The organism is Mycobacterium colombiense, assembly GCF_003284935.1.
Taxonomy (GTDB): Bacteria; Actinomycetota; Actinomycetes; order Mycobacteriales; family Mycobacteriaceae; genus Mycobacterium; species Mycobacterium arosiense_A.
On sequence record NZ_QMEV01000047.1, the window covers coordinates 1 to 15780 of the forward strand.

General features: G+C 68.9%; 12 protein-coding genes and 1 pseudogene. 9 read left to right on the forward strand and 4 right to left on the reverse strand.

Annotation, left to right across the window (positions count from 1 at the left end; translation table 11 throughout):
- The 5 genes and pseudogenes from secD to DQP57_RS18845 all read left to right on the forward strand — a co-directional run.
- The coding region (gene secD / locus DQP57_RS18825) for a protein translocase subunit SecD (protein ID WP_112634247.1) at positions 1–1111 on the forward strand (1111 nt) is incomplete at its 5' end.
- A gap of 3 nt (positions 1112–1114) precedes the next feature.
- Positions 1115–2382 (forward strand): annotated as a pseudogene (secF, locus tag DQP57_RS18830) (protein translocase subunit SecF).
- 5 nt (positions 2383–2387) lie between these two features.
- Complete coding sequence (locus DQP57_RS18835; protein WP_165821844.1) at positions 2388–4082, forward strand: ABC transporter substrate-binding protein; 1695 nt, start codon at positions 2388–2390, stop codon at positions 4080–4082.
- Between the two features lie 7 nt (positions 4083–4089).
- Complete coding sequence (locus DQP57_RS18840) at positions 4090–4632, forward strand: adenine phosphoribosyltransferase (protein WP_112634249.1); 543 nt, start codon at positions 4090–4092, stop codon at positions 4630–4632.
- A gap of 43 nt (positions 4633–4675) precedes the next feature.
- Entirely contained in the window at positions 4676–7054 is a 2379-nt protein-coding gene (locus DQP57_RS18845; RefSeq protein WP_112634281.1) for a RelA/SpoT family protein, read from the forward strand.
- Between the two features lie 3 nt (positions 7055–7057).
- Here the strand turns inward: DQP57_RS18845 and DQP57_RS18850 are convergent, their stop codons facing one another.
- Positions 7058–8797, reverse strand: coding sequence for a protein kinase domain-containing protein (locus DQP57_RS18850; RefSeq protein ID WP_112634250.1), 1740 nt, complete (start codon positions 8795–8797; stop codon positions 7058–7060).
- A 153-nt stretch (positions 8798–8950) separates the two neighbouring features.
- On the reverse strand, positions 8951–9850 hold the full coding sequence (locus tag DQP57_RS18855) for a peptidylprolyl isomerase (protein WP_112634251.1): 900 nt from the start codon (positions 9848–9850) through the stop codon (positions 8951–8953).
- A gap of 117 nt (positions 9851–9967) precedes the next feature.
- On the opposite strand from DQP57_RS18855, the gene DQP57_RS18860 reads away from it, so the two are divergent.
- From DQP57_RS18860 to DQP57_RS18870, 3 genes are read left to right on the forward strand one after another with little or no spacing between them, the layout of a single operon-like run.
- On the forward strand, positions 9968–10636 hold the full coding sequence (locus DQP57_RS18860) for an MBL fold metallo-hydrolase (RefSeq protein ID WP_112634252.1): 669 nt from the start codon (positions 9968–9970) through the stop codon (positions 10634–10636).
- 3 nt (positions 10637–10639) lie between these two features.
- Entirely contained in the window at positions 10640–11911 is a 1272-nt protein-coding gene (gene hisS, locus DQP57_RS18865) for a histidine--tRNA ligase (protein ID WP_112634253.1), read from the forward strand.
- A gap of 37 nt (positions 11912–11948) precedes the next feature.
- Entirely contained in the window at positions 11949–13466 is a 1518-nt protein-coding gene (locus tag DQP57_RS18870; protein ID WP_112634254.1) for an HNH endonuclease signature motif containing protein, read from the forward strand.
- A gap of 27 nt (positions 13467–13493) precedes the next feature.
- Here the strand turns inward: DQP57_RS18870 and DQP57_RS18875 are convergent, their stop codons facing one another.
- Both DQP57_RS18875 and DQP57_RS18880 read right to left on the reverse strand, forming a co-directional pair.
- Complete coding sequence (locus DQP57_RS18875; protein ID WP_066861033.1) at positions 13494–13718, reverse strand: deoxyribodipyrimidine photolyase; 225 nt, start codon at positions 13716–13718, stop codon at positions 13494–13496.
- A gap of 91 nt (positions 13719–13809) precedes the next feature.
- A complete protein-coding gene (locus tag DQP57_RS18880; protein ID WP_112634255.1) occupies positions 13810–14295 on the reverse strand; it encodes an SRPBCC family protein in 486 nt (161 codons plus the stop codon).
- Positions 14296–14720: 425 nt separating this feature from the next.
- Here DQP57_RS18880 and DQP57_RS18885 point away from each other — a divergent pair, with 425 nt between their 5' ends.
- Positions 14721–15749: an Rv2578c family radical SAM protein gene (locus DQP57_RS18885; RefSeq protein WP_112634256.1), complete on the forward strand. Its 1029-nt coding sequence runs from the start codon at positions 14721–14723 to the stop codon at positions 15747–15749.
- The last annotated feature ends 31 nt before the right edge of the window (positions 15750–15780 follow it).

Consider the following 15780-nt stretch of genomic DNA (forward strand, 5'->3'; position numbering starts at 1 on the left):
TCGCATCGCCGACGAGAAGAAGTGGCGTCAGAGCACGCGCCAGGGCATTCAATTCCTCGCCCTGCAGTTCCAGGCGACGCGCTGCGACAAAGAAGACATCCTGGCCGGCAACGACGATCCCACGCAGCCGTTGATCACCTGCTCCACCGACCACAAGGTCGCCTACCTGCTGGGGCCGTCGATCATCAGCGGTGACCAGATCCAGGACGCCAGCGCCAGCCAGAACCAGCGGGGCATCGGCTACGTCGTCGACCTGCAGTTCAAGTCCGCCGCGGCGAACACCTGGGCCGACTTCACCGCCGCCCACATCGGCACCCAGACCGCCTTCACCCTGGACTCGCAGGTGGTCAGCGCGCCGATGATCCAGGAGGCCATCCCCGGCGGCCGCACCCAGATCAGCGGCGGCGATCCGCCGTTCACCGCCGCGACGGCCAAGCAGCTGGCCAACGTCCTCAAATACGGCTCGCTGCCACTGTCCTTCGAGGCCTCGGAGGCCCAAACCGTCTCGGCGACACTGGGATTGACCTCGCTGCGGGCGGGCCTGATCGCGGGCGCCATCGGCTTGATCCTGGTGCTGGTGTACTCGCTGCTCTACTACCGGGTGCTGGGACTGCTCACGGCCCTGTCGCTGGGCGCTTCCGGCGCAATGGTTTTCGCAATCCTGGTGATCCTGGGCCGTCAGATCAACTACACCCTGGACCTGGCGGGCATCGCGGGTCTGATCATCGGTATCGGTACCACCGCCGACTCGTTCGTGGTCTTCTTCGAACGCATCAAAGACGAGATCCGCGAGGGCCGTTCGTTCCGGTCGGCGGTGCCACGAGGGTGGGCGCGGGCCCGCAAGACGATCGTGTCGGGTAACGCCGTCACCTTCCTGGCCGCCGCGGTGCTCTACGCCCTGGCGATCGGCCAGGTGCGCGGTTTCGCCTTCACGCTGGGCCTCACCACGGTCCTCGACATCGTGGTGGTGTTCCTGGTGACCTGGCCGCTGGTGTACCTGGCGTCCAAGTCCCCGACGCTGGCGAAGCCGGCCTACAACGGCCTGGGCGCCGTCCAGCAGGTCGCTCGCGAACGCCGGGCCTCGGCGATGGTCAAGACGGGACGGGGATAGCGCATGACTTCCTCCAAAGCCTCCAAGGACGCAACCGAGCTCACCGAAGCCTCCGAGGGCGCCACCGAGTTGACCGACAGCGCCCCGCACCACGGCTTCCTGTCGCGCCTCTACACCGGCACCGGCGCCTTCGAGGTGGTCGGGCGGCGCCGCCTGTGGTTCGGCATCAGCGGCGCGATCGTCGCCATCGCCGTCCTGTCGATCCTGGTGCGGGGCTTCACCTTCGGCATCGACTTCAACGGCGGCACGACGGTGTCGATGCCCGCCGCCGGCAAGACGGGCACCGCGCAGACCTCGCAGGTCTCGGAGGTGTTCCACAAGGCCCTCGGCAAGGATCCGGAATCGGTCGTGATCGTCGGCAACGGCGCGGGGGCGACCGTGCAGATCCGCTCGGAAACGCTGACCAACGATCAGACGACGAAGCTGCGCAACGCCCTGTTCGATGCCTTCGGACCCAAGGGCGCCGACGGCAAGGCCAGCAAGCAGGCGATCAGCGACGCGGCGGTCTCCGAGACCTGGGGTGACCAGATCACCGATAAGGCGCTGATCGCGCTCGCCGTGTTCCTGGTGCTGGTCGGCGTCTACATCATGGTGCGCTACGAGCGCTACATGGCCATCTCCGCGCTGACGACCATGGTGTTCGACCTCAGCGTCACTGCGGGGGTCTACTCGCTGGTCGGTTTCGAGGTCACGCCCGCCACCGTCATCGGTCTGCTGACGATCCTCGGTTTCTCCCTGTACGACACCGTCATCGTGTTCGACAAGGTCGAGGAGAACACGAAGGACTTCCAGCACAAGCCCCGGCGCACGTTCGCCGAGCAGGCCAACCTGGCCATCAACCAGACGTTCATGCGATCCATCAACACCAGCCTGATCTCGGTCCTGCCGGTGCTGGCGCTGATGGTGGTGGCGGTGTGGCTGCTGGGCGTCGGCACGCTGAAGGACCTGGCGCTCGTGCAGCTGGTCGGCATCCTGGTGGGCACCTACTCGTCGATCTTCTTCGCCACGCCGCTGCTGGTCACGCTGCGCGAGCGCACCGAGCTGGTACGCACCCACACCCGGCGGGTGATGCGGCGGCGCAACCTCGGCGCGGGCGCGGCGGCCGAGGCCGCCGGCGACGACGACGCCGACACCGCCGAGGACGCGGACGAAACGGCGGCCGTGGCCGAGCCGTCCAAGCCCGCGCCGGCTTGCTCGGCGCGGGCGCCCGTCCCGTGCGGCCGACCGGGACCCGGCGTCCCACCGGCAAGCGGAACGTCGGCCGGCGGTAGGCAGCATGGCCACCAGGTACCGGGGAACTGGGGCCGGTCGTGGCGTGCTGGCCGGCCGTCGGGCCCTCACGGGGTGGATCGGCGCCGCATTGGCGGTGGTGCTGGCGGCGGCCGCCGCGCTGACCGCCTGCGCGGGCAGCGCCGCCTCCCAGATCGACTACGTGGTCGACGGCCCGCTGTCGACCTACAACACCAACACCGTCGCCGGCGCCGCATCGGCCGGAGCGCAGGCGTTCGCCCGCACGCTCACCGGTTTCAGCTATCACGGCCCCGACGGGCAGATCGTCGCCGACCGTGACTTCGGCACCGTGTCGGTGGTCGGCGGCACGCCGCTGGTGCTGGACTACCAGATCGCCGACAACGCCGTCTACTCCGACGGTAAGCCGGTGACCTGCGACGACATCGTGCTCGCCTGGGCGGCGCAGTCCGGCAAGTTTCCCGACTTCCACGCCGCCACCCAGGCCGGCTACCTCGACATCGCCAACGTCGAATGCATCCCCGGGCAAAAGAAGGCCCGGGTGTCGTTCATCCCGGACCGCGGCATCGTCGACTACAACCAGCTGTTCACCGCGACCTCGCTGATGCCGTCGCACGTGATCGCCGACCAACTCAACGTCGACGTGACCGCGGCCCTGCTCAGCAACAACGGGCCGCTGGTGGCCCAGATCGCCAAGCTGTGGAACACCGTGTGGGACCTCAAACCCGGGGTCGACCTCAAGCGTTTCCCGTCGTCGGGGCCGTACAAGATCGAATCCATCCTCGATGGCGGCGCCGTGGTGCTGGTCGCCAACGACCGGTGGTGGGGGCCCAAGGCCATCACCAAGCGGGTCACCGTGTGGACGCAGGGACCCGACATCCAGGATCGGGTCAACAGCCGCAGCGTCGACGTGGTCGACGTCGCCGCGGGTTCGTCCGGCGCCCTGACCACGCCGGACAACTACGAACGCTCCGATGGCCCGTCGAGCGGCATCGAGCAGCTGATCTTCGCCCCGCAGGGGCCGCTGGCCGCGCCCAAGGCCCGGCGCGCGGTCGCGCTGTGCACGCCGCGTGACTCGCTGGCCAAGGACGCCGGGACACCGATCGCCAACTCGCGCCTGGACCCGGCCATCGATGACGCCGCGTCGGCCGGTGACGGGGCGGGCGAGGCCGACCCGTTCGCCAAGGCCGATCCTGCCGCCGCGCGCGCCGCGCTGGGCGGTGCGCCGCTGACCGTGCGGATCGGTTACCAGGGGCCCAACGCGCGGCTCGCGGTCAACGTCGGCGTCATCACCAAGGCGTGCGCCGCGGCGGGGATCACCGTCGCCGGCGTCATCCTGGACAGCTCGGGGCCGCGGGCGCTGCGGGACGGCAAGATCGACGCGTTGCTGGCCAGCACCGGCGGGGCCACCGGCAGCGGGTCGACGGGATCGTCCGCGCTGGATGCCTACGCGCTGCACACCGGCAACGGCAACAATCTCTCCGGCTACAGCAATCCCCAGGTCGACAACGCGATCGGGGCGCTTGCGGTCTCGGCCGACGCCGCCGAGCGCGCCAGACTGCTGTCCGAAACCGCGCCGGTACTGTGGGGCGACATGCCCACCCTGCCGCTGTACCGGCAGCAGCGCACGCTGCTGACCTCGAAGAAGATGTACGCGGTGAGCAAGAATCCGACCCGGTGGGGCGCGGGCTGGAACATGGACCGATGGGCCCTGATCCAGTGAGGCTGCGATGACGAACGCCGCCGGGCGGGCGCCGGTGGCCGAGTTGATCGCGTCGCTGACGCGCAAGGTGGCCGATTTCCCCAAGCCGGGGATCCAGTTCAAGGACCTCACCCCGGTGTTCGCCGACGCGACGGCGATGACGGCGATCACCGGCGCGCTGGCCGACATCGCGTCCGGCGCCGATCTGGTGGCCGGCATCGAGGCCCGCGGCTTCCTGCTGGCCGCGGCCGTCGCCGACCGGCTGCAGACCGGCGTGCTGGCCATTCGCAAGGCCGGGAAACTGCCGCCGCCTGTACACGCCGAGACCTACGAGCTGGAGTACGGCGCCGCGACGCTGGAGATCCCCGCCGACGGCCTGGACCTGCGCGGCCGCAGCGTCACGATCGTCGACGACGTCCTGGCCACCGGGGGCACCCTGGCCGCCGCGGTCCGGCTGCTCGAGCGCGCCGGGGCCCGCGTGACGACGGCGGCGGTGGTGTTCGAACTGAGCGGGTTGTGCGGCCGGGAAGCGGTCGCGCCGTTGGCGGTACACAGCTTGACTTGCGAGTAGCGCTCTCGCATTGGAGATATCCTCGAATTCGGAGGTGACCAACGTGGCGGAGGAAAACAGCGCGGCGCAAGCGCTCGACGCGCCCACTAAAGCCCCGGAGTCGCCGGCCATCACGCAGCCGATGGAGATTCCGGAGCCGCCGACGGAATCCCTGAAAACGTCGAGCAGCGCGTCGCGGCGGGTGCGGGCCAGGCTGGCGCGACGGATGACCGCCCAGCGCAGCACGCTCAACCCGGTGCTCGAACCGCTGGTGGCGGTGCACCGGGAGATCTACCCGAAGGCCAACGTGTCGCTGCTGCAGCGCGCCTTCGAGGTCGCCGACCAGCGCCACGCCACCCAGTTACGCCATTCCGGCGATCCCTACATCACCCACCCGCTGGCCGTGGCCACCATTCTGGCCGAATTGGGCATGGACACCACCACTTTGGTGGCCGCGCTGTTGCACGACACCGTCGAGGACACCGGATACACCCTGGACGCGTTGAGCGAGGAATTCGGTGAAGAGGTGGGCCATCTCGTCGATGGCGTGACGAAACTGGACCGGGTGGTGCTGGGCAGCGCCGCCGAGGGCGAGACGATCCGCAAAATGATCACCGCGATGGCGCGCGATCCCCGTGTGCTGGTGATCAAGGTGGCCGACCGGCTGCACAACATGCGCACCATGCGTTTCCTGCCGCCGGAGAAGCAGGCGCGCAAAGCGCGCGAGACGCTGGAAGTCATTGCGCCCCTTGCGCATCGGCTGGGTATGGCCAGTGTCAAATGGGAGCTGGAAGACCTGTCGTTCGCTATCCTGCACCCCAAGAAGTACGAGGAGATCGTTCGGCTGGTCGCCGGGCGCGCGCCCTCGCGCGACACCTACCTGGCCAAGGTCCGCGCCGAGATCGTCAACACCCTGGGCGCCTCGAAGATCAAGGCGACGGTGGAGGGCCGCCCCAAGCACTACTGGTCGATCTACCAGAAGATGATCGTCAAGGGCCGCGACTTCGACGACATCCACGACCTGGTCGGCATCCGCATCCTGTGCGACGAGATCCGGGACTGCTATGCCGCCGTCGGCGTGGTGCACTCGCTGTGGCAGCCGATGGCGGGGCGGTTCAAGGATTACATCGCCCAGCCGAGATACGGTGTGTACCAGTCGTTGCACACCACCGTCGTGGGGCCGGAAGGCAAGCCGCTGGAGGTGCAGATCCGCACCCGCGACATGCACCGCACCGCCGAATACGGCATCGCCGCGCACTGGCGCTACAAGGAAGCCAAGGGGCGCAACGGCGTTCCGCATCCGCACGCGGCCGCCGAGATCGACGACATGGCCTGGATGCGCCAGCTGCTCGACTGGCAACGGGAGGCCGCGGACCCGGGCGAGTTCCTCGAGTCGTTGCGTTATGACCTTGCGGTACAGGAGATCTTCGTGTTCACCCCGAAGGGGGACGTGATCACCCTGCCCAACGGTTCCACGCCGGTGGACTTCGCCTACGCGGTGCACACCGAGGTCGGCCACCGCTGCATCGGCGCCCGCGTCAACGGGCGGCTGGTGGCGCTGGAGCGCAAGCTGGAAAACGGCGAAGTCGTCGAGGTTTTCACCTCCAAGGCGGCCAACGCCGGGCCGTCGCGGGACTGGCAGCAGTTCGTGGTCTCGCCGCGCGCCAAGGCCAAGATCCGGCAGTGGTTCGCCAAGGAGCGCCGCGAGGAGGCGCTCGAGTCCGGCAAGGACGCCATGGCCCGCGAGGTCCGCCGCGGTGGACTTCCGTTGCAGCGCTTGGTCAATGGCGAGACGCTGGCGGCCGTGGCGCGCGAGCTGCACTACACCGACGTGTCCGCGCTCTACACGGCGATCGGTGAGGGGCACGTGTCGGCCCGCCACGTCGTGCAGCGGCTGCTGGCCGAACTCGGCGGCATCGACCAGGCCGAGGAGGACCTCGCCGAACGCTCCACGCCGACAACGATGTTGCGCCGCCCGCGCAGCAGCGACGACGTCGGCGTCTCGGTGCCCGGCGCCCCGGGCGTGCTGACCAAGCTGGCGAAGTGCTGCACGCCGGTGCCCGGCGACCAGATCATGGGCTTCGTCACCCGTGGCGGTGGGGTGAGCGTGCACCGCACGGACTGCACCAACGCCGCCTCGCTGCAGCAGCAGTCCGAGCGCATCATCGAGGTGCATTGGGCGCCGTCGCCGTCGTCGGTGTTCCTGGTGGCGATCCAAGTCGAGGCGCTCGACCGGCACCGGCTGCTGTCGGACGTCACCCGGGTGCTGGCCGACGAGAAGGTCAACATCCTGTCCGCATCCGTCACCACCTCCGGTGATCGAGTTGCGATCAGTCGCTTCACCTTTGAGATGGGTGACCCCAAGCATCTCGGCCACCTGCTCAACGTCGTACGCAACGTCGAAGGCGTGTACGACGTCTACCGCGTGACGTCGGCGGCCTGAGCCCTAGCCCAGCCGCACCGAGGTGATCTTCACCGGGTCGGTGGGCGCGCCGCTCTGCCGATTGCCGGCGATGCCGGCCCGGGCGATCTTGTCCAGGGTCGCCAGCCCCGCCTGGTCGATGGTGCCCAGCACCGTGCTCTGCGGTTCCATCTCGGAATCCTTGAAGATCAAGGCGAATTGGCTGCCGTTGGTGTTGGGCCCCTCGGTGGCCATCACGATGGTGCCGCGCGGATACACCACCGTCGCGCGCAGCGCGGGGTCGTCGGGCTTGTATTGGTCGGCCGGGTACTCGTCGGCGAATTCGTAACCGGGGCCGCCGGATCCGTCCACCTCGGGTCCGCCGCACAACAGCGATCCGCCATCGGGCGAGCTGATCAGCCGGGCGCACTGGGTGTTGTCGAAGAACTGCTGCTTGACCAGGCTGATGAAGCTGTTCACCGCGCATGGGGACTCGGAATTGGCGAGCTGGATGGCGATGTTACCGAAGTTGGTGGAGATGACGGCACCGATCTGCGGGGGAGTGGTGGACACCGGGCCCGGCGGGGGCGGATTCACCGGCCGGCTGACCGGATCCGGCACCGACCGGTATTGGCAGTTGGCGCCCAGGTCGGGCGGTGGTGCGAACGCCGGCAGCGGCGGCACCGTCGCCGACGCCGGGCCGGCGGAACCGGGGTTGGAGCCGGTCCGGCCGGGCGCGCGGGCCCGGGTCTGGGTGGTGGATGCCGCGCTGTCCGTGGAGCCGTGGCTTTGCGTCACCAAGGCGAAGACCAACGCCGCCACCGCGGCCAGCGCCAGGGCCGACGCGCCGACGATGCCCACCAGCAGACGCCTGGAATGCGTTGGGCGGCTGGGTTGCATCCGCGGATCCGGTTCGCTGTGCGGCGGTGCCGGCGGGGCGGTCCCGACCGGTCCCGTTGCCGGGTTCGGCAGCGCGGCCCGGGCGGCCTCGGCGAGCTCCATCGCCGTCTGATACCGCTGCTCGGGATCCTTGACCATGCCGCGGGCGACGACCGCGTCGAAGGACGCGGGCACCTCGGGTGCGACCGCGGACGGTCGCGGCGGCGGCGCGTTGAGGTGCGCGTTGAGCTGTTCCTCGAGGCTGTCGCCCGCGAACGGGCGCTTCCCGGTCAGGCACTCGTGCAAGACACAGGCCAGCGAGTAGACGTCGGCGCGATGATCGGTTGTGCCTTTGAAGCGCTCGGGCGCCATGTAGGCGACGGTGCCCATCGTGGCGCCGGTCTGCGTGAGCTGAGTGTCGGCCTCCGCGCGGGCAAGACCGAAGTCGATCAGGTAGACGAAGTTGCGTGCGGTGGTGATCAAGATATTCATCGGCTTGATGTCGCGATGGATCAAGCCCGCCTGTCGCGCGCTATCCAGCGCTGCCGCAACCTGTTCGATCACCGCGACCGTCTGCTCCGGGCTGAGGCGGCCGCCGTTCTCGGCGATGTAGTGCGACAGGTCGCGACCCTCGATCAGCCGCATGTCGACGTAGAGCCGGCCGTCGATCTCGCCGTAACCGTGAATCGGGACCACGTGCGGGTCGGTGAGGCCGGCCGCTATGCGGGCCTCGCGGCGGAAGCGGTGCTGGAAGTCCTGATCCTCTGCCAGATGCGGCGGGAGCACTTTGAGCGCCACCACCCGATCCGTGGTCGCGTCGTAGGCGCGGTAGACGCGGCCCATGCCGCCCCGGCCCAACAAGTCCAGTATTCGGTAATGGCCGAATGTCTCCGGATCCAGATTCACCCAACGACCATAAGCCGTCGACGGTGTACGTCGGGCGAATCCCGCCGATCAGAGGCAGTTTCGCGCCCGGCGCACGCGCCGCGCTTGCGCCCGGCGCTAGTCGACGGCGCCGACCCGCGGCGCCCGGCGCACGCGCCGCGCTTGCGATCGACGCTAGTCGAGCAGCAGCGAGGTGATGGTCACCTCGGTCGCGGGCGCGCCGTCTTCACCGCCGCCGGCGACGCCGGCCTTGGCGATCTTGTCCAGGGTGGCCAGCCCGTCGGGCTGGATGGTGCCGAACACGGTGTACTGCGGCGGCAGCTGGGAGTCCTTGTACACCAGGAAGAATTGGCTGCCATTGGTGCCGGGCCCGGCGTTGGCCATGGCCAGCGTGCCGCGCGGATAGAGGACCGGCTCCTGCGCCTTCGGGTCGTTGGGCGGGTACTGGTCGGTCGGGTATTCGTTGGCGAATTGATAGCCCGGACCGCCGGTGCCCTCGCCCTTGGGATCGCCGCACTGCAGAACGCCCAGGCCCGGCGAGGTGGTCAGCCGGTGGCATTTGGTGTTGTCGAAGTATTTCTGTCCGATCAGGCTCGCGAAACTGTTGACGGTGCACGGTGATTCGTTGTTCGCCAGCATCAGGCCGATGTGGCCCTGGTTCGTCACCATGCTGGCGCTCACCTGGGCGGGATCGGTGGGCACCTTGCCGGTCCGCGGCGGCTTGACCCCCTGCTTGGCGGCCGGCTCGGGCGAGGCCGGGTACTGGCAGTTGGCGCCGACGGAGTCCGACGGCTTGAACGCCGGCAGCGGCGCCGCGCTCGGCGTCGGCCCCGCGGGCGTCGTGGACTCCGCCGCGCCGCTGCTGCTGGTCGTCGTCGACGCCGCGGTGTTGCTCTTGTGGTCGTGCTTGGTGTTGACGATCGTGATCACCACCGCCGCGACCACGGCCACCGCGACGATCGAGGCGGCCGCGATCAGCACGATCCGGCGCGTCTTGGCTTGCTTCGCGCGCCGCTCCAGCTGCCGTTCGAGCTTGCGTTTGGCGTTGGCGCGTCGCTGTTCGTTGGTCGGCACGGCCGCTATGCCTCCATGCTGGTGAAGTCGGAGTCCCTGGAACGGGTGAGGTGCCAGCTCAGGCTAATGTGGGCGCCGCGACTGGTGTCAAGTGGGGCCCGTGGGAAACTGGGAAGCGTGTTGATCACCGGATTCCCCGCCGGCATGTTGCAGTGCAACTGCTACGTGCTCGCCGAACGGCCGGGGACGGACGCCGTCATCGTGGATCCGGGGCAACGGGCGATGGGCGCGCTGCGCAGCATCCTGGACAAGAACCGGCTGACGCCTGCCGCGGTGTTGCTGACGCACGGGCACATCGACCACATGTGGTCGGCGCAGAAGGTGTCCGACACCTACGGTTGCCCGACCTACATCCATCCCGAGGACCGGTTCATGCTCACCGACCCGATCTACGGCCTCGGCCCCCGGCTGGCGCAGATGGTCGCGGGCGCCTTCTGGCGGGAGCCCAAGCAGGTCGTCGAGCTGGACCGCGACGGCGACAAGCTGGACCTGGGCAGCGTGACCGTCAACGTCGACCACACGCCCGGCCACACCCGGGGGTCGGTGATCTTCCGGGTCGCCGGGGGAACGAAGGACGGGAAAGACCTGGTCTTCACCGGTGACACGCTCTTCGAGCGCGCGGTCGGGCGCACCGACCTGTTCGGCGGCAGCGGCCGCGACCTGCTGAGGTCGATCGTGGACAAACTTCTGGTGCTCGACGACGACACCGTGGTGCTGCCCGGGCACGGCAACTCCACCACCATCGGCGCCGAGCGCCGCCTCAACCCGTTCCTCGAAGGCCTGTAGCCCGTGCCGGAATTCTCAGCGTTCTCCGCACCCAAAGGGGTACCGGACTATGTCCCGCCGGACTCGGCGCAGTTCGTCGCGGTGCGCGACGGCCTGCTGGGCGCGGCCCGCCGGGCCGGCTACGGCGACATCGAGCTGCCCATCTTCGAGGACACCGCGCTGTTCGCCCGCGGCGTCGGCGAATCCACCGACGTGGTGTCCAAGGAGATGTACACATTCGCCGACCGTGGCGACCGTTCGGTGACGCTGCGCCCCGAGGGCACCGCCGGGGTGGTGCGCGCCGTCATCGAACACGGGCTGGACCGCGGCGCGCTGCCGGTCAAACTCTGTTATGCGGGCCCGTTTTTCCGCTACGAACGCCCGCAGGCCGGCCGCTATCGCCAGCTGCAGCAGGTCGGGGTGGAGGCGATCGGCGTCGACGACCCCGCCCTGGACGCGGAGGTGATCGCGATTGCCGACGCCGGTTTCCGTTCGCTGGGGCTCGATGGATTCCGCCTGGAGATCACATCGCTGGGCGATGACAGCTGCCGTCCGCAGTACCGGGAACTGTTGCAGGAGTTCCTCTTTGGGCTCGACCTGGACGAGGACACCCGGCGCCGCGCGCAGATCAATCCGCTGCGGGTGCTCGACGACAAGCGGCCGGAGGTGCGCACCATGACGGCCGATGCGCCGGTGCTGCTCGATCACCTGTCCGACGCGGCCAAGCAGCACTTCGACACCGTGCTGGCGCATCTGGACGCGATGGGGGTGCCCTACGTCATCAACCCGCGCATGGTCCGCGGGCTGGACTACTACACCAAGACCACCTTCGAGTTCGTGCACGACGGCCTGGGCGCGCAGTCCGGGATCGGCGGCGGCGGCCGCTACGACGGCCTGATGCGCCAGCTGGGCGGACAAGACCTGTCCGGCATCGGGTTTGGGCTCGGCGTGGACCGCACGCTGCTGGCGCTGCGCGCCGAGGGCAAGAGCGCCGGGGAGGCCGCGCGCTGCGAGGTGTTCGGGGTGCCGCTGAGCGAGCAGGCCAAGTTGCGCCTGGCGGTGCTGGCCGCACAGCTGCGTGGCGGCGGTGTGCGCGTCGACATGGCCTACGGCGACCGTGGACTCAAGGGTGCGATGCGCGCGGCCGACCGCTCCGGTGCCCGTTTCGCGCTGGTCCTCGGTGACCGCGATCTCGAGTCCGGCACGGTCGGGCTGAAGGACCTCGGGACTGGGGAGCAGGTCCCCGTCGCGCTGGATTCCGTCGTCGCCGAGGTGCTCGGGCGGCTCGGAAGCTGAGGGGTTCCTGTCGGACCCCCGTGCCATACTCGAACCTATGTTCGAACGGTCGGGTCTTCGATCGCCGCCGGAGGTGATCGCCTATTTCGACGAGCTCATGGAGCGCCATCACCCGTCGGCGACGCCGGTGTCGGCGGGGCTGCTGGGGCGGGTCGGTGCGGCGGCGCGGGCGGAGAACCGGGCGGCGGCCGAGCAGTTGGTGGCCATCGGTGAGCTGTTCGGGTACCGGCTGTCGCGGTGCTCGGAGACCGAGGCGTGGGCGGTGGACACCGAGGCGGCGGTGAGTGCGGAGGTGGCCGCCGAGTTGCGCATCGGCCAGGGTCTGGCCGCGAGCAAGGTGCGCTATGCGCGGGCGATGCGGGAGCGGCTGCCCAGGGTAGGTGCGGTGTTCGCGGCCGGTGACATCGACTTGCGGATGTTTCAAACGATCGTGTTCCGCACCGATTTGATCACCGACCCCGACGTGCTGGGTGTGGTGGACGCGCAGTTGGCCGCCAACGTGGCGCGGTGGCCGTCGATGACGCGCGGCCGGTTGGCCGCGCAGGTGGACAAGATCGTGGCGCGCGCCGACGCGGACGCGGTGCGACGCCGCACGCAGGGCGCGGCTGGGCGGGAAGTCTGGGTCGCCGACATGGACGACGGGTTGGCACACATTGAGGGCACCGTGTTCGGCGCCGACGCGCATGCGCTGGATCAGCGCCTGAATGCGTTGGCGGCCACGGTGTGTGAGCATGATCCGCGCACGCGGGAGCAGCGCCGCGCTGATGCGGTGGGGGCATTGGCGGCCGGGGCGGATCGGTTGGCGTGTCGGTGTGGGCGGCCCGATTGCGCGGCCGGCACACGGCCCGCGGGGCCGGTGGTGATTCATGTGATCGCCGAGCGGGCCAGCCTGGATGGCACCGGGGCGGAGCCGGCCTACGAGCTGGGCGCCGAGGGCATGATCTCACCGGAGTTGCTCGCCGAGCTCGCCGGCTCGGCGGCGCTGGTGCCGCTCGTTCATCCCGGTGATGCGCCGCCGGAGCCGGGCTATGTGCCGTCTCGGGCGCTGGCCGACTTCGTGCGCTGCCGGGACTTGACGTGTCGTTGGCCGGGCTGTGACCAGCCCGCGGTGAACTGCGATGTGGACCATACGGTCGCGTTCGCCGACGGCGGCCCGACGCACGCGTCAAACCTCAAATGTTATTGCCGCACACATCATTTGGTGAAGACGTTCTGGGGTTGGCAGGAAAAGCAGCTGCCCGACGGCACCTTGATCCTGACGTCCCCGTCGGGCCAGACGTATGTCACCACCCCGGGCAGCGCCCTGCTGTTCCCGAGCCTGTGCCGGGGTATCGGCGCGATCCCGGCCACCGAAGCCGACGTCGCGCCCGAGCGCTGCGGCGACCGCACGGCGATGATGCCCAGACGCCGCCGCACCCGCGCCCAAAACCGCGCCGCGCGCATCGCGGCCGAACGCCGGCGCAATCGAATGGCGCGGCAGGTCGAAAAGCCTTCGTGCACTGGGGGTTCCGAGCTGACCCACGCCGTCGGCGACGGGGAGCCACCGCCATTCTAGGCGTGCACACATGCGTCAGCGCGGCGCTTATTTCTTGCTGGGAATGATGATGACGACGATCAGCGTCAGGATCGAGAAGAACAGCCCAAGAATTCCCCAGCCCAGCGGATTGCGGCCCTTCATCATGGCGATGACCCCGCAGATTATTGCGGCGATAATGCTGCCGATGGCGACGAAAATTCCCTTGATGCCACGGAGGATAAAGCCGGCCGCGACCGGATCCGAACTTGCCAGAATCACCTGATGCAACATGACAGGTCCTTTCGTAAGGGGCCCTGGGGTAATACCCGCGCAATGTCGCGCAAAACCGAAACTCGATTCACCCGCCGTGCGCGCTTTCGGCTTATCCGCGCGGATAACCGCGCCGCACCGTGCGGTCGAGAATTCCCAGCGTCGCGCGCAACGCGCCCTCGGACAGGATCGGGAAAATCCCGGCTTGCCGCCACTTCGGGTCGATGGTCGACCAGTCGTAGAACGAGGTGACGATCGTGGCCGCGCCGTCCTCGGTGGGGGTGAGCGCGTAGCCGTAGACGTGACCGATCGGCGGCTGGATCTGCCCGAGAACCGTCCAGGAGATCAGCCGATCCTGCTCGAATTCCTTGATGTCGACGGTGACATCGTATTTGCCCAGTTCCGGGAAATCGTTCAGCGATTCGCGGTCCATGTGAACGACGAACTGGTCACCGGCCGCGCGCACGGGATCGCCCTCGGCGTCTTGCAGCATCCCCGACGAGTCGATCGCCACATGGCCCTGCGGGTCGCACAGGACGGCGAAGATGGCCGACGCGGGTGCGGCAATGGTCCGGGAAGTCTCGATGCGTTCGGTCATGTTCCTCGCGGCCGGTCGAGGCCGGTGGTGTGGGCTAGCCCTGCTCGGGCGCGACGTCGGTGCCCGCGGGTGGCCGGGGCCCAGGCTTCCAACACCACCAGCTGCCGTCGCATTTCGGGGCCCTTCGAGTGGGATTTATCGCGCCGGATTGACCCGCAAATCAATGGATCGAGCAAATGTCTCCTCGGCATGGAAGAGCCGAGCATACATCGGCAAAAAGTGTGCCGGGGCGTCTTTCGACGGTTATTCGGTGCGCGCAGATCGGGGTTCGGATTACGCAACGCGGCGGCGTCGGGAACGGCACGCACACCGTCGCCACCGGGTGTTTCCCGTATTCGGTGCTGCCGCCGATTACGCCCGGCGCGACGTCACCACGTGGGGGCGGCGCTTGACTTCGTGCTCGAACTGATGTTCGAATAGAGGGTATGCGGTGGGCACATCAGGCCGTCGCGGTCAACGGGACACCGGTCGAGGACGGGGCGCTGCCGGGGCTGCAACGCATCGGCTTCCTGCGCAGCGTGCGCTCGCCGCAGTTCGACGGGATCACCTTCCATGAGGTGGTGTGCAAGTCCGCGCTCAACAAGGTGCCGAACGCGGCGGCGCTGCCGTTCCGCTACACCGTCAACGGCTACCGCGGCTGTTCGCACGCCTGCCGGTACTGTTTCGCCCGCCCCACGCACGAATACCTGGAGTTGGACTGCGGCAACGACTTTGACACCCAGGTCGTCGTCAAGACCAACGTGGTCGAGGTGCTGCGTCGCGAGCTGCGCCGGCCGTCCTGGCAGCGCGAGACGGTCGCCCTGGGCACCAACACCGACCCCTACCAGCGCGCGGAGGGGCGCTATGCGCTGATGCCGGGCATCATCGGGGCCCTGGCCGAATCCGGTACGCCCCTGTCGATTCTGACCAAGGGCACGCTGCTGCGGCGCGACCTGCCACTGATCGCGCAGGCGGCGGGGCAGGTTCCGGTCTCGGTGGCGGTGTCGCTGGCCGTCGGCGATCCAGAGCTGCACAAGGACGTCGAGCCCGGCACGCCCACGCCGCAGGCCCGGCTGGCCCTGATCGGCGCCATCCGGGCCGCCGGGCTGGAGTGTCATGTGATGGTCGCGCCGGTGCTGCCGCATCTCACCGATTCCGTCGAGCACCTCGACGGGTTGCTCGGCCAGATCGCGGCGGCCGGTGCCAGCAGCGTCACCGTCTTCGGTTTGCACCTGCGCAGCTCGACACGGGGATGGTTCATGGCGTGGCTGGCGCGCTCGCATCCCGAGTTGGTGGGTCGCTATCGCGAGCTGTACCGGCGCGGCGCCTACCTGCCCCAGGACTATCGCGAAGCGCTGCGCCGGCGGGTCGCCCCGTTGATCGCCAGGCATGGGCTGTCCGGCGACCACCGCCCGTTCGCCCGGGCCGCCCCGGCCGCGCCGGCACCGGAAGCGATTCAGCCGACGTTGTTTTGAGCGTCGGGCTTACCCCCCGATGACCGGATGG

Coding starts and splice junctions, on each gene's coding strand:
- DQP57_RS18835 (WP_165821844.1), top strand. CDS start 2,388: ATGGCCACCAGGTACCGGGGAACTGGGGCCGGTCGTGGCGTGCTGGCC.
- DQP57_RS18840 (WP_112634249.1), top strand. CDS start 4,090: ATGACGAACGCCGCCGGGCGGGCGCCGGTGGCCGAGTTGATCGCGTCG.
- DQP57_RS18870 (WP_112634254.1), top strand. CDS start 11,949: ATGTTCGAACGGTCGGGTCTTCGATCGCCGCCGGAGGTGATCGCCTAT.
- DQP57_RS18875 (WP_066861033.1), bottom strand. CDS start 13,718: ATGTTGCATCAGGTGATTCTGGCAAGTTCGGATCCGGTCGCGGCCGGC.
- DQP57_RS18880 (WP_112634255.1), bottom strand. CDS start 14,295: ATGACCGAACGCATCGAGACTTCCCGGACCATTGCCGCACCCGCGTCG.
- DQP57_RS18885 (WP_112634256.1), top strand. CDS start 14,721: ATGCGGTGGGCACATCAGGCCGTCGCGGTCAACGGGACACCGGTCGAG.